We start from the raw sequence: 14,615 nt of genomic DNA on the forward strand, positions 1-14,615 counted from the left end.
GAGAACTCGCGGCGCCGGATACGATTCCACTGCACCCGCGCCCAGCGGGCCAACATCCAGCAATTCCACTGCTGAGCAGTGCCCGGCTAACTTCGAAGAGCCGGTAAACCTATCAGCCGGTAGGGACACCTACCCGCCCGTCATCCAGGCAGGGTTGTCGCACTACCTGACTGTTTCCGAATCTGTGCCCGACCCTACTCAACCTCGGCCAATGCCCGTAACGATGCCTGAGAGCGATTCTAAGCCGATTTCTAACCTAACCCTAGGTCGATACACCAGTACCGTATTCTGGACGGTTGTAGGGCCATTGCGCGGCCAGCAATTGACTATTGAGGCAACAATCCCCGGAACAGATGACAGAATCGGGCTTGTTCTCGTCTAGCTCGTGAATGGACCGTTGTACGGGTACGAAACGAGCAGGTTTATCGCGAATCAGAATCGGCAGTCACGAACTCCTCCAACACCAACGCCAAATGCTCAGCCTCCCGCGCCGACAGCCAAACCGTCACCGGACCCTGAGTGAGCATCACCCCACCAGCCTTCCGGTCACGGACCACTACCGGCCTCTTATCACTTGGGATCGTCCACTCCATTACTTAGCCTTCCGCAATCTTGATACCGAGGTAGCAGCGTGGACGCTTACCATCGACACGACGTTGCCCGGTCTCAATACCCTTGTCATGCAGCCGCGCCCCGAACTGTTGGGCGGTCATCGCCTTGACGTTGCCCTGCTCGCACCACGCCTTGTACTTGCTGAACAGCACACTAACCGGAGTGACCGCATCATCGTCCAGAACGCATTCATCCTCAACGAACGCGGTCAGGGGCGAAGTGCTGCGCAACATATCCTTGGTGGCCTCGAGCGACGCCTCAGGCACCGAAAAAGCATGTTGTGCGGTAAGTCTGTCGAGTCCGTCAAGCGCCCAATTCAGGATGCCTGGTAACTCTGCACGTAACCTGCCCAGTAAGCCCGCATCCTCACGGCCTAGGAACGACTGTCGCGTCTCAAGGATGATGAACCGGTTCGCCAATGCCATCGACGTGTCTTCAAGGTTGGGCAACTCGTTCGACAGCATCATTAGTCGTACGGGCAACCGGGTGGAGAACATCGGCATATATTTCTCCTCCACCTGCACCATGTCCTGACCGGTGATAGACAAGAGCCGTTCCACCACAAGTGAGTTGGAGGACGCTAGCCGCGCATCTCCGATCACCGCCAGCGACTTACCGATGAGCGGTGCCATGCCGAACTGTCGTGTCAGCGAGTCCAGGGAGATACCAGTAGCACCACCCCCGATAATGTCCTCAAGGATCGTGGCAATGGTCGTCTTACCTGATCGTGGTGCGCCTTTGAGGAACAATGCTTTGTGGAGGTCGACGCGGCCCGAGAGCACGTAACCGAACCATTCTGCTAGGAGGTTCTGAGAATCCTCGTCGGGCAGTACGTCACTAAGGAACTTGAGCCAGGACGCCGGTTCTGGTGCGTCAGGATCGAACTCGACTGCCGTCGTAAACGTGTTGAACCTGTCCGGTGTATGCGGCAACAGCGTTCGAGTGGCCGGAATTAACCATCCGTTCGAGACGGGTATCGCTCCGTCCTCTTGCGTAGTCGATACGTCCGAGTCATCGACTTTGGCTTCGAGTGCCTGCATGATGTTGCGGACGTGGCCGGGGTTCGGCTTCCACGGTTCTGGAAGGCCCTTGCTGCCGATATACGGCCTGCCGTCCAGGAACTCATAAATGCGTGACCGCATGCTGGCCTTCTTCATCGTCTGCCAGTAGGTGCCGGTATAGATGTACAGCCGTTCGTCACATGATTTGAACGGGTGTCCAGTGGCTTCGCCGTATGTGGCGAGCATCTTGGCGACGCCGTACGGATCATTTGGACCCGACACACGTCTAGTGTCGTTGCCGACTTCTACCGTGATGTCAGTGAGCGTGGCGAACACGTCGTTGACTTGCTCAGCAAGTAGATCGTCATCGTTCATTCGATTGTTCCTTCCGTGGAACTCAAGGGGGTGTCACGCATGCATGCGTGACGCTCAAACGGTTTTGACCTGTGGTTTTGTTGTGGTGTCACGGGTGTCACGCGACTTTTCCTATTGTTGACGTATCTCAGTTACACGAATTGGTGATTATCTGAGTACAACTAGTTTTGGAATCCATGCGTGACATGCGTGACGCTCAACAGTAGATACAGGTCAGACGGCATTTATCCGTCACATTTCATGCGTGACACTTGTGTGACCCATGCGTGACAGGTGCGAAGAGTGCGGACTATTGCGCCCGCAGAATGCGGGGAACTCTCAATGATCTAGCCCACATAATAATCATAGCAAACGGGGTTATCCACAGAAAAAGTCAAAGAACACGCCTACCTGCGGCTTCTTTACTAATGCCTGTTAATGAATCTGTGGATAGATTCGAAACCCTGTTCGATTGATATGCAAATGTTACCTACGTCTCACATATTGGGATTAGCTAACCGTCCCACACTAAGGCTCAATACCTCATGCAACCCGTTCCACCATCGCCGCCAACTCGCAGCGTCGAATCCGGATCACACGCGGCGACAACCGATCCGCCTGCAAACGGCCCGACCGATACCAACGCCGGATCGTCTTCGTTGAGACTTGAGCCTCTGCTGCCGCTTGCTCGACAGTGAGCCAATCTATGTTCGTCATCCTCGGTGCCTCCGATTTGTGGTCGATAATGCCCTGCATTGGACATGAAAGACGTTATGCGGCAACCGATTTAATGTCCACGTGAGAGGTAGTTTTTTACCCCTACCGCATGGCCGAAACACTAAGAACCGCACGTCAGACGCCACAGAGACGAAGCCAGAAAGGGTAAAAAGTTTCATGCTCCATCAGCCGAGAGCGTTACGCACCGCATCCCACTGAGACTCCGCAGCATCCGCATACCGCTGGGTTGTCACCAGGTTGCTATGCCCCAAGAGCTTGCTCACGGTGTCAATCGGGACACCCTTCTGAACAAGCGAACTCGCCCACGAATGCCTCAAATCATGGGTCCGCACCGCACCCACACGCCGACGATCCTTACTGCCCTCTGCCCCAACAAATGCCGCATTACCCGCAGCCGTCAGCCCATGAGCGAACGACGTTGGATTGATCGGTAGACCATTCGCACCCCGCAACACGAGGCCGTACAACGGACGCCGCCCACCCTGGTATTCAACATCGGGAGGCGTACCAAGCCCCTCATCGTCTAACCGCTCCTGAATCAGTTCAGCCAGCCTGTCACTGATCGGAACGGTACGTGCCTGCCTGGTCTTAGGTGCCTTCATCAGATGATTCCTACGATCCCAGGCCCACCGAATCCTGATCGTCTTTCGGTGTAGGTCCACGTCGTCGTAGTGCAGCCCGACAGCCTCACCCCAACGGGCACCACTCCCCGCCAGCACTTCGAACGTGAAGAGGTACGACTCCGCGAGAACAGCGCGAATCGCGTCCATCTCATCGCTCGACAGCCAACGTTCAGGGCTAGGCGGGATCGGGGGCAGGTTCAACGCCGTAGCCTCATTCGTGGACAGCAGCCCCGCGTTCATCGCGGCCCGAAGAGACGAACCGAGCACCGCTATCACCTTGCGCACCGACGACGGGGCCAATGCCGACAGGTCACCATCAACCCAAGCCTGAACATCAGGGCGACGAATCTTCGAGAGCGGTACGTCTCCCCATCGCGGCATGATGTGGTTCTCGATCCTGGACTCGTCCCGAGCGGCTGTCGACTGCTCCACCTTGCGGGAACGCACCCACCGCTCCGACCATTCACGCCACGTCAGATCAGACGACGGTTGCCGCTTACGCGCCTCATCCTCAGCCGCCACAGCCTTGCCAAGAGCTTGCTTTTCAGTGGCAAACGATCCCGCGCTCCTCCGCTTGCCATTCTCATCCCGGTACATCGCCCTATAGGTTTTCGAGCGGTTGCGTTCAGTCCAAGCCATGCAAGTAGGGTGCGCTGTCGCATGGCACTGGTCAAGTTGCATGTCAGTGCATGGCAAATCGACCTCGTGCGGTGTCCACTCGTGGGTACGACCTGGACCCTAGGCTGAACTGAATCGCGCTCTACCTGCGGGTCTTCCGTGACTTGACCTGCGTCAATCTATCGTGTTAAGTGAACGCTTGAATGGCCTTAAAATCCGCCAAGTGTCGGTTCGAGTCCGACTGGGGGCACTCCGAACTCACCCCGATGCACGAACTTTGAGTTATTTGCAATTCACTGAAATCGCCGCTCCATGCGCACTACCCTGACGCCATCCGGAGCCGAGGACGTGCTCGGCCGACGACAACGGGAGTGCGGATGTCAGCAACGGTCACCACGCCGGAATCGATGGAGCTTGGCTCCTGGATCTCTCGTCGGGCAGCCATCGGACCCGATCGGCCCGCGGTCACCTACGGCGACTCGACGCTGACATTCGCCGACTTTCAGCACCGGATCGACTGTCTGGCAGCGGAATTGGCTGCCGGAGGTATCAGCGCAGGTGACCGCGTCGCCTATCTGGGCCCCAATCATCCGGCCTTCCTCACCACGCTGTTCGCCTGCGCACGCGTGGGCGCCACCTTCGTCCCGCTCAACTTCCGTCTCACCGCGCCGGAGATCGCCTACATCCTCGACGACTGCGGTGCGCTCACCCTGATCGCAGATGCGGCGCTGGCACCGACAGTTGACCAGATACGAGACCAGACACCGGTCCGACGCTTCATCGCACTCGGCGACGTTGACGGCTGGGAGAACTACGACGACCTCCTCGCCCGCGCACAACCGATCGCCGATCCTGCGCATCCGGCCCCCGAGGACGTCGCCGTCATCATGTACACCTCCGGCACCACCGGTCGCCCCAAGGGTGCGATGCTCTCGCACGGAAATCTGTTCTGGAACAACGTCAACTCACTACTCAGCTTCGACACCCTCAGCACCGACATCACCTATGTGTCGGCGCCGTTGTTCCACATCGGCGGACTCAATGTCACCACGCTGGTCACCCTGCAGAAGGGTGGACACGTTGTGCTGGCACCCGGCTTCGACCCGGCCGCCGCACTCTCCGCAATCGAAACACACCGGATCACAACGATGTTCGGTGTTCCGGCGATGTTCCTGTTCATGAGTCAAGTGCCGCAGTTCCAGACCGCAGATCTGTCGAGTCTGCGCTACCTGATGTGCGGCGGTGCGCCCGTCCCCGAACCTCTGATGCGGAAGTACGCCGACAGAGGGGTCACGTTCGCACAGGGTTACGGACTCACCGAGACCGCACCATTGGCGTTGGTGATGGGAATCGACGAGTCGGACAGAAAGATCGGGGCCGCGGGGAACAAGGTGCTGCCCCTGTCAGATGTGCGGCTCGTCGACGCCGACAACGCCGAGGTCCCGCCGGGGCAGCCGGGCGAGGTATGCGTCCGGGGACCGCAGGTCATGACGGGCTACTGGAAGAACCCCGGGGCCACCGAATCCGCCATCGACAGTGAGGGCTGGTTCCACACCGGCGACGTCGGCCGACAGGACGACGACGGGTACATCTACGTCGTAGACCGACTCAAGGACATGGTCATCAGCGGCGGGGAGAACGTGTATCCGGCCGAGGTCGAAAGCGTCCTCTACAGCCATCCCGCCGTCGCCGAGGTAGCGATCCTCGGGGTGCCCGACGACAAATGGGGCCAGGCGGTCACGGCCGTCGTGGCCACCGTCCCAGGGGAATCGGTGACACTCGACGAACTACGAGACTTCGCCGCTGCGACACTGGCCCGCTACAAGCTGCCACTGCGCGTCGAATTCGTCGACGCACTCCCCCGCAACCCGTCAGGCAAGGTCCTCAAGTACCGGCTACGCGAACAATTCGGTGCCGTACCCACGCCCTGATCGCGACCGCATCCGACAAAGAACACATACGCCGCAGCAGTCGTCGAAATATCAAGGGCAGCAGCAATGTTGATTCCGGCAAGCGGCACATAACGCACCGCGACAACAGTGTCGGTCGGCAATAATCATCACAGTTCCACCCACTGATCCGACGAGCCGTGGAGGCTGTGATGCCCGGTAAGTTCCATGTCAAGAAAAACGCCGGCGGAAAGTACTACTTCACGCTGGCCGCCGGAAACGGCGAGGTCGTGGCCACCGGTCAGGCGTACTCGTCGAAATCGGCGGCCATCGAGGGCACCCGCGCCGTGCAGCATGCGGCCGCGACAGCAACGGTGGTCGAAGAAGAGGAATGACCCTGCTCAGCGGCGGGCGGCGGATAGCAAAAATCGTCCCCGCCAGCCCCGCCAAGGCGAATCTGCCCTCGGCGGCCACCACGGGGACGATTTTTGCTGTCGCGCCCAGTCGAACAACCTGATCAGGGTCGAACAACCTGATCAGGGTCCGACCACCGTCAGTGCCCGAAGCGCACCGTCAGGGTTGAAACACCACTCGACCGACCGTGGAACCGTCGCCGAGCCGTCCGATGCCATCGGCCACCTCGGTGAGAGGCAGGCGTTCGGAGATCAGCGGTTTGACCAGTCCCTTGTCGGCAAGGCGGGTGAGTTCCACGTGGCATTCGTCGATCACCTGCGGGCCCTTGGCGTGGTAGAGGCCCCAGTGCAATCCGACGATCGAATAGTTCTTGATCAGTGCGTGATTGAGCGCCGGCCGGGGAATCGTCCCACCGGCGAAGCCGATGATCACGATCCTGCCCTCGAAGGCGATGCACTTGGTCGACCCGTTGTAGGCATCTCCGCCCACCGGGTCGAACACGATGTCGGCGCCGTGCCCCTTGGTGAACTCCTTGACGATGGGAACGAAATCCTCAGAGTGCCGGTCGATCACCAGGTCGGCACCGAGATCCTGCGCGTATTTCGCCTTGGCGGGGCCGCCAACGACCCCGATCACCGTCGCGCCGGCCGCCTTGCCCAATTGCACCGCAGCACTGCCGACCCCGCCCGCCGCGGCGTGAACCAGCAGGTAGTCACCCTCGCGGATCTGCGTACGGCGATGCAGCGCGAACCACGCGGTCTGATAGCCGATGGTCAAGGCGGAGGCCTCCGCGTCGTCGAGTGCCGACGGCGCAGCGAAGGTCGACTCCTGCGGCAGCACAGCGTATTCGGCGAAGGCGCCACCGGGGAGAATCGGATTACCCACCACGCGATCGCCCACCGCGGCCCGCGTCACACCCGCTCCCACGGCAACCACCTCGCCGCACAGTTCGACACCCGGGGTGAAGGGAAGCGGGGGTTTGACCTGATACTCCCCTCGGCACAGCAGGACGTCGGGGAAGTTCGCCGGAGCAGCGAGCACCTTCACCTTGACCTGCCCGGCGGCGGGCTCCGGTTCGGCGACGTCGTCGAGCTTCAGTACATCGCGCGGCTCGCCCAGTTCGTGCACTTGCCAGGCTTTCATCGTGGCATCTCCTCGAGAGTTGTTGCGTTGTGGCGCTCGCCGATCAGCGACGCTCAGTCCTTCGGGCCGCCGGCGACGTAGATGACCTGGCCGGAGACGAATCCGGCACCCTCACTGACGAAGAAGGAAGCGGTATGGGCGATGTCGGCAGGTTCGCCGACACGGTTGACCGGGATCTGGGAGGCAGCAGCCTTCTTGAAGTCGTCGAAGTCCACCCCCATGCGCGCGGCGGTGGCGGCGGTCATGTCGGTCTCGATGAATCCGGGAGCGATCGCGTTGGCGGTGACACCGAACTTGCCCAGTTCGATGGCCAATGTCTTGGTGAAGCCCTGCATACCCGCCTTGGCGGCCGAGTAGTTGGCCTGCCCGCGGTTGCCCAGCGCCGACGTGGACGACAGGTTGACGATACGACCCCAACCCGCATCGACCATGTGCTTCTGGCATGCGCGGCTCATCAGGAATGCACCGCGAAGGTGTACGGCCATCACCGAGTTCCAGTCGTCGACGCTCATCTTGAACAGCATGTTGTCGCGGATGATGCCGGCATTGTTGACCAGCACGGTCGGCGCTCCCAGCTGGTCGGCGACTTTGGCCACCGCAGCGGCAGCCGAATCCTCGTCGGACACGTCAGCGCCCACCGCGATCGCCTTGCCACCGGCGTCGGTGATCGCCGCGACGGTGTCGGCGCATGCGGCCTCGTCGAGATCGAGCACCGCGACGGCGAGACCGTCGGAGGCCAGCCGCTTGGCGATGGCGGCTCCGATGCCGCGAGCCGAACCTGTGACGATCGCTGTCTTGTCAGCCATGAGTACTTGTTGCCCTTCTGAATTCGATTGAGGAGATCTGGCGGTGGCGAGCGGTCAGCCCACCGACGCGCCCGAGCGGTACGGAGCGGCGTCACCGAGACGCTGCCCACCGTCGATGACCATAACCTCGCCGGTGACCCAGGAGGCCGAATCCGACGAGAGGAATGTGATGGCCGAGGCGATGTCGTCGGGCTCACCGATCCGGTCGAGTGCGGTGGCGCCGGCCACCTCGCTCTCATGTTCCTTCCACAGCGCCTCGGCCAGGCGCGTGCGCACCACACCGGGTGCCACCGCGTTGACCCGCACCCGGGGTGAAAGCTCGAGCGCGAGCTGTTTGGTCATGTAGATCAGCGCTGCCTTGGACACGTTGTAAAGACCGATGTTGGCCTCGTGTCCGAGTCCGCCGATCGAGGCGGTGTTGACGATGGAGCCACCGTGCTCGCCCATCCACGCCTGCACCGCGACAGAGGTCCACAGCAACGGACCCCACAGGTTCACGTCCATGGTCTTGGCGAAACGTCCGTGATCCTGGGCGATCAGCGGACCGAAGGCCGGATTGGTTCCGGCGTTGTTGACCAGGATGTCCAGCGAGCCGAAACGTTCGACGGTCTCCTCGACACAGCGCCGCGCATCGGCCTCCTCGGCGACGTGCGCGCCGATACCCACGACGTTCCCACCGATCTCGGCGGCCGCGGCCTGCGCCGACTCGGATTTCCGCGACGTCAGCACGACGTTGGCACCCGCGGCCGACAGTGACCTCGCCGCGGCGAACCCGATGCCGCGCGAGCCCCCGGTGACCACGGCCGTACGGCCCGTCAGGTCTGGATTGCCCATGACGATGAAACCCCTCTCCCCGCATGTGTGGCGGCCGCGGCCTCGATGTCGAGCATCGAGACCGATCTCCGCTTCGTGATGTGTCCGATGCCCGAGTTACACCGAAAAGGTGACGTGCATCTCTTGGGTCCATCTATAGTTGAAGTCAGTTTCAAGTTCAAGTTCCGACAAGGAGAGTCCATGGACACCACCACCCTGCCCGTCGCGCCGACCACCCCCGCCGATCTGGCCGAACTGATCGGCGTCGAACTCGGGCCGACGCAGTGGTACGAGGTCGACCAGGACCGGGTGAATGCGTTCGCCGACGCCACCGACGATCACCAGTGGATCCACATCGACCCCGAGCGCGCGGCAGCGAGTCCCATCGGCCACACCATCGCCCACGGGCTGTTGAGTCTGTCCCTCGGCCCGCATCTGAGTCACCAGCTCATCGACTTCAGCGGGTTCGCACATTCACTCAACTACGGCTACAACAAGGTTCGCTTCCCAGCACCGGTTCCGGTGGGCTCACGCGTGCGCATGCGCGTCACACTCGTCTCCGCCGACGAGGTTCCGGGCGGGCTTCAGGTGACCACCGCCCAGGTACTCGAACTCGAAGGCTCCGACAAACCCGTGATGGTTGCCGAGTCGATCGCGCGCATCGTCGCCGGCGACTGACCGGCCGTACTCGACCCCTCATCCCGCACCTTCCAGGAGGAACATTTCGATGCCCAATGTCATCGACACCGTCGCCCGGCACGCCACCACCACACCGGATGTGATCGCCATCCGCAGCGTGGGTGATCCTCTGTCCTATCGGCAGCTCCTCGACGCGAGCCTGCGTTACGCGGGCGCTCTGGCAGCCGCGGGTATCGGCCGTGGCGACCGGATCCTGCTCGCCGCGCCGTCGAGGTCGGAATTCGTGGTCGCCTACATGGGGATTCAAGCGCTCGGGGCAACAGTGGTCACCGTCAACACGATGTCGACCGCCGCCGAGACCGAGTACTTCCTGAGCAATTCCGGCGCCTCGCTGGCGATTCGATGGCATGAACTCGGCCCGGCGGTCGCCGACGCCGCTGCCGTGCTGGGGATCCCGGCCTGGGATCTCACGGAGGGAGCGCCGGTCGATGCCGATCCGGTCGCCGACATCGTCGACCGGCCCGCCGACGACACGGCCGCGATCCTCTACACCTCCGGGACCACCGGAAGGCCCAAGGGCGCCGAGCTGACGGTGGCGAATCTGCTCGCCGCCGGGGAGACCGGGAACCGCGTCAGCCGCGGCACAGCCGACGATCGCATCGGCACCGGGCTGCCGCTGTTCCATGTCTATGGACAGGCCTCGGTGATGATGGCGGGATTCGCCGGCGGCGGCTCGATCTCGCTGCTACCTCGATTCACCCCCGACGGGATGATCGAGATGCTGCGACGTGACGCCATCACCGTGATGTGCGGTGTACCCACCATGTGGAATGCATTGCTGCACAGCGCTCCCGACGACGCCGCCGCACAGTTCTCAGGTCTGCGGGTGGCGGTGTCGGGCGGCGCCTCGCTGCCGGGCGAGATCGCCCGGGCGTTCGAGAGTCGTTTCGGTTGCACACTTCTCGAGGGTTACGGTCTCACCGAGACCACCGCAATGGCCACATTCAACGACATCGACAAGGGCGGGAAGATCGGGTCGGTGGGTGCGGTGAACCCCGGCACCGAGATCGAGATCCGCGACACCGAGGGCACTCGCTGTCCGACCGGCACCATCGGCGAGGTGTGCATCAAGGGGCCCACGGTGATGAAGGGGTACTGGCAACTACCCGAGGCGACCGCAGCCGTGCTGTCGGCCGACGGATGGTTCCGCACCGGCGATCTCGGTGTCTTCGACGAGGATCAGGATCTGCGGATCGTGGATCGGTTGAAGGACCTCATCATCCGCGGCGGCTACAACGTCTATCCCGGCGAAGTCGAGGAAGTCCTCTACAGCCACCCGGAGGTCGTCGAGGCGGCAGTGGTGGGTGTGCCCGACCCCCACTACGGCGAGGAGGTCGCCGCGGTCGTGGTCACCACACCCGGTTCGGCGATCACCGCCGACGACATCTCGGCGTGGTGCCGGGAACGGCTGTCGGCCTACAAGATCCCCCGGATCATCGATTTCACCGATGCGCTGCCGAAGGGTTCCACCGGCAAGATCCTCAAACGCGACATCAACCGCACCGACCTGCGCAAGACCCAGGTCTGACACGGAGATCAGACTCCCCCGCCCATCGGCGCCCGGTCCCCATGCGGGAAGGGGCGCCGATGTCGTGTCGGGGGGTGGTTCAGCTGCGTGAACGGCCCAGCTGGGCGATCCACGTCCGCGAGGCCGCCGGGTCGATCACGTCGTCGAGTTCGAAGGTGGTCGCCGCGTGCATCGCCTTGCCGCGCTGGTAGGCCTGCGCGACCAGCTCGTCGAACAGTTCGGCCTGGGCCGTGGGATCGCCAGCTGCCTCGAGTTCCTTGCGGAACCCCAGTCGAACGGCTCCCTCCAGCCCCATCGGACCGATCTCACCGGTCGGCCAGGCGACGGTGAACTCCGGGGCTGCGAACGAACCACCGGCCATCGCCATGGCACCCAGGCCGTAACCCTTGCGCAGGATGATCGTGCCGAACGGGACACTCAGTCGTGCACCGGCCACGAAGAGCCGCCCGAAGCGGCGCACGGTGGCCTCGGTCTCGGACTCCGGGCCGACCATGAATCCTGGTGTATCGCACAGCGTCACCACCGGTAGGCCGTGTGACTGGCACAGGTCGAGGAACTCCACGGCCTTGTCGGCCGCCTCCCCGTCGATCGCGCCACCCAGATGCGCACTCGAATTGGCAAGGACGCCATAGGCGACGCCCTCGACCCGGATCAACGCGGTCACCATCCCACGCCCGTAGTCGGCCTGCAGTTCGAGGACCGAGTCGACGTCGGCGATCGAGTCGATCGCCGAACGGACGTCGTAGGCGCGCAATCTGTTCTCGGGCACCACATGTCGGGAGAGTCGCACATCCGGCGCCGACCAGTCGTCGGTGTCGCCCTGGAAGTACGAAAGGTACTTCTGCGCGGTGGCCACCGCATCCGCCTCGTCCCGGGCCCGCACATGCACCACACCGTTGCGTGACTGCACGTCGATCGGTCCGATGTCCTCGGGACGGTGCACACCCAGCCCACCGCCCTCGATCATCGCCGGGCCACCCATCCCGATATTGGCGTCGGGGGTCGCGATCAACACGTCGCAGGCACCAGCCAATGCAGCGTTACCCGCAAAGCAGCGACCGGAGACGATCGCCACCGTCGGCACCTGGCCCCGAAGAGCCGCCATTGCTCGGAACGTGGGCACATCGAGTCCCGCCGCACCCGCAGCGTCGGTGTCACCCGGACGACCGCCACCGCCCTCCGCGAACAGCACCAGCGGTATCCGCTTCCGGCGCGCCACCTCTAGCATGCGATCGGTCTTGGCGTGATTGCGCTTCCCCTGCGTGCCGGCGAGGACCGTGTAGTCGTAGGAGATGACCACCGTCTCGGCGGCCTGCGCTCCGAATCGGTCGGCCCCGATGGTCGCGACGCCGGCAACCAGACCGTCGGCCGGGGTGTTGGCAATGAGGTCCTCCTCGGTACGCCTGCTGCGCTGCGCGGCAAGGGCGAGGGCCCCGTATTCGGTGAAGCTGCCATCGTCGACGAGGGCGTCGATGTTCTCTCGCGCGGTTCGACGTCCCAGCTTGTGCCGCTTTGCCACCGCGGCCGGACGCGACCGATCGAGTGTCACCTCATGCCGCTCGAGCACCTCGGCGAGGTCGGGCCGGATGGCGTCGGGATCGACGTCTGCGACGTCGCCGGCACCCTCGGGTGAGTCGGCGGGCGCGATGATCACCAGCGGTTCTCCGCTGGCCACCGACTGCCCCGTGCTCACCAGGACGCGGCGGACGAGGGCCGCAGAGGGTGCGCCGACCACATGTTCCATCTTCATCGCCTCGAGCACCACCAGCGCCGATCCGGCGGCCGCGGTGTCGTGGGCAGAGGCGACATCGACCACCACCGCGGCCATCGGTGCGCGCAAGACCTCTTCGTCCTCGGCCAGATCGAGGTCGGCCTCGGTGAGCACGGCAGCCCCCGACGCCCCCGGGCGCGAGCCGGCCGTAGCGGCGGCGGTCAGCGTCGCCGCCGTCCCCACCAGATCGTCGATCCGGTTCTCCAGATAATCGGTGGTGGGGTGACCGTCGGTGAATTCTTTGTCGGTCAGAATCGCTTGCAGCAAAGTGAGATTCGTCGACACCCCGTCGATCACGAATTCGCCGAGCGCGGTGGCGACCTTGCGTGCGGCCACGTGTGCATCTCCGCGCGTGTGGCCGATCACCTTGGCCAGCAGCGAGTCGTACCGCGGGCTGATCACCAGGCCGGGGCGACCGTAGGTGTCCACCCGGATTCCGGGTCCGGTGGGCGGGGTGAACTCGACGATCTCCCCCGCGTCGGGCACCGTCGTGCCGTCAGCGGTGATGGTCTCGGTGTTGACCCGGGCCTGGATGGCGACCCCCGCCGCCCTTGCCGTCTCACCGGTCGCGGCGCCGGTCCCGAGGGCGTGCACACCCGCGGGTAGCCCCAGCTGGTCGAAGGGCGAACCGCCGGCGATTGCCAGTCCGACCTGCACCAGGTCGGTGCCGGTCACCTCCTCGGTGATGGTGTGCTCCACCTGGATGCGGGGATTGACCTCGAGGAACACGAACCGGTCGCCGTCGACGAGGAACTCTACGGTCGCCAGACCGCGGTAGCCATTGGATGCGCACAGTCGAGCCGCGGCTGCATGCAGGCCCTCACGCACATGCTGTGCGAGACCCTGTGCCGGTGCGATCTCGATCATCTTCTGTCGCCGCCGCTGAACGCTGCAGTCACGGTCACCGAGAGCCAGTGCCACCGACTCCTGTTGTCCTGCACCCCCATCGGCGGCGCCGACGATCTGGATCTCGATATGCCGCGCACCGGTGAGCAATTCTTCGGCGAACAGCGACGGATTACCGAAGCCGGACTGGGCCTCATTCGTGCACGCTCGGTAGGCGGCGTCGAGTTCGGCGGCCTGGCGTACCGGCCGCATTCCGCGGCCACCGCCGCCGGCCACCGCCTTGAGCATGATGCCCGACGGGTGTGCCGAGAGGAACTCACGCGCCTGTTCCTCGGTGATCCCGCCGGGGGTCGCATCGAGTACCGGCACACCGGCCTGTCGCGCCGCCGCGCGTGCGGCGGCCTTGTCACCGAACATCTCGAGGAGTTCAGGCGCGGGACCGACGAACACCAGTCCCGACGTCACACACGCTCGGGCGAATTCCGCGTCCTCGCTGAGGAATCCGTATCCCGGGTGCACATAGGTGGCACCCGACTCGACGGCCGCAGCGATCATGGCGTCGCGATCGAGATAGGCCGCAGCGCCCGTGCCGGGCAACGCCACCGCACGCGTCGCCGCGGTGACATGTGGCGCCCGCGCGTCGTCGTCGGCATACACCGCAACGGTGTCGAAGCCGAGTTCGGTCGCGGTCCGGATGATGCGCAGCGCGATCTCGCCTCGATTGGCGACCATCACCGTCGCCGGATGACCCACTGCCATC

General features: G+C 63.5%; 11 protein-coding genes. 4 read left to right on the forward strand and 7 right to left on the reverse strand.

Annotation, left to right across the window (positions count from 1 at the left end):
* Positions 1–596: 596 nt before the first annotated feature.
* The 3 genes from IEW22_RS06870 to IEW22_RS06880 form a co-directional block, all read right to left on the reverse strand.
* Positions 597–1,988 carry a DNA primase family protein gene (locus IEW22_RS06870; protein WP_188585875.1) on the reverse strand — a complete coding sequence of 464 codons (1,392 nt, stop codon included), beginning with the start codon at positions 1,986–1,988 and terminating at the stop codon, positions 597–599.
* A gap of 522 nt (positions 1,989–2,510) precedes the next feature.
* On the reverse strand, positions 2,511–2,723 hold the full coding sequence (locus tag IEW22_RS06875; RefSeq protein WP_308421370.1) for a helix-turn-helix domain-containing protein: 213 nt from the start codon (positions 2,721–2,723) through the stop codon (positions 2,511–2,513).
* 146 nt (positions 2,724–2,869) lie between these two features.
* Positions 2,870–3,967: a tyrosine-type recombinase/integrase gene (locus IEW22_RS06880; protein ID WP_188585877.1), complete on the reverse strand. Its 1,098-nt coding sequence runs from the start codon at positions 3,965–3,967 to the stop codon at positions 2,870–2,872.
* Positions 3,968–4,323: 356 nt separating this feature from the next.
* On the opposite strand from IEW22_RS06880, the gene IEW22_RS06885 reads away from it, so the two are divergent.
* Both IEW22_RS06885 and IEW22_RS06890 read left to right on the forward strand, forming a co-directional pair.
* Positions 4,324–5,877, forward strand: a complete 1,554-nt coding sequence (locus IEW22_RS06885; RefSeq protein ID WP_229742249.1) for an acyl-CoA synthetase — start codon at positions 4,324–4,326, stop codon at positions 5,875–5,877.
* A 170-nt stretch (positions 5,878–6,047) separates the two neighbouring features.
* Positions 6,048–6,230, forward strand: a complete 183-nt coding sequence (locus IEW22_RS06890; RefSeq protein ID WP_188585878.1) for a YegP family protein — start codon at positions 6,048–6,050, stop codon at positions 6,228–6,230.
* A 178-nt stretch (positions 6,231–6,408) separates the two neighbouring features.
* Here IEW22_RS06890 and IEW22_RS06895 read toward each other — a convergent pair whose 3' ends face one another.
* The 3 genes from IEW22_RS06895 to IEW22_RS06905 are packed head-to-tail and all read right to left on the reverse strand — an operon-like array spanning position 6,409 to position 9,032.
* Entirely contained in the window at positions 6,409–7,392 is a 984-nt protein-coding gene (locus IEW22_RS06895; protein WP_188585879.1) for an NADPH:quinone oxidoreductase family protein, read from the reverse strand.
* Positions 7,393–7,445: 53 nt separating this feature from the next.
* The gene (locus tag IEW22_RS06900; protein WP_188585880.1) at positions 7,446–8,198 is read right to left on the reverse strand and encodes an SDR family oxidoreductase; all 753 of its coding nucleotides are present in this window, start codon (positions 8,196–8,198) and stop codon (positions 7,446–7,448) included.
* A 54-nt stretch (positions 8,199–8,252) separates the two neighbouring features.
* Entirely contained in the window at positions 8,253–9,032 is a 780-nt protein-coding gene (locus IEW22_RS06905) for an SDR family oxidoreductase (protein ID WP_188585881.1), read from the reverse strand.
* Positions 9,033–9,212: 180 nt separating this feature from the next.
* On the opposite strand from IEW22_RS06905, the gene IEW22_RS06910 reads away from it, so the two are divergent.
* Together IEW22_RS06910 and IEW22_RS06915 are read left to right on the forward strand one after the other, a co-directional pair.
* Positions 9,213–9,689 carry a MaoC family dehydratase gene (locus IEW22_RS06910; protein WP_188585882.1) on the forward strand — a complete coding sequence of 159 codons (477 nt, stop codon included), beginning with the start codon at positions 9,213–9,215 and terminating at the stop codon, positions 9,687–9,689.
* A gap of 49 nt (positions 9,690–9,738) precedes the next feature.
* Positions 9,739–11,238, forward strand: a complete 1,500-nt coding sequence (locus IEW22_RS06915) for an AMP-binding protein (protein WP_188585883.1) — start codon at positions 9,739–9,741, stop codon at positions 11,236–11,238.
* Positions 11,239–11,317: 79 nt separating this feature from the next.
* On the opposite strand, the gene IEW22_RS06920 is transcribed toward IEW22_RS06915, so the two are convergent.
* Positions 11,318–14,614, reverse strand: coding sequence for an acetyl-CoA carboxylase family protein (locus IEW22_RS06920; protein WP_188585884.1), 3,297 nt, complete (start codon positions 14,612–14,614; stop codon positions 11,318–11,320).
* Position 14,615: the final 1 nt, after the last annotated feature.

Origin of the sequence: Gordonia jinhuaensis, from assembly GCF_014639795.1 — a bacterium.
Classification (GTDB): Bacteria; Actinomycetota; Actinomycetes; order Mycobacteriales; family Mycobacteriaceae; genus Gordonia_B; species Gordonia_B jinhuaensis.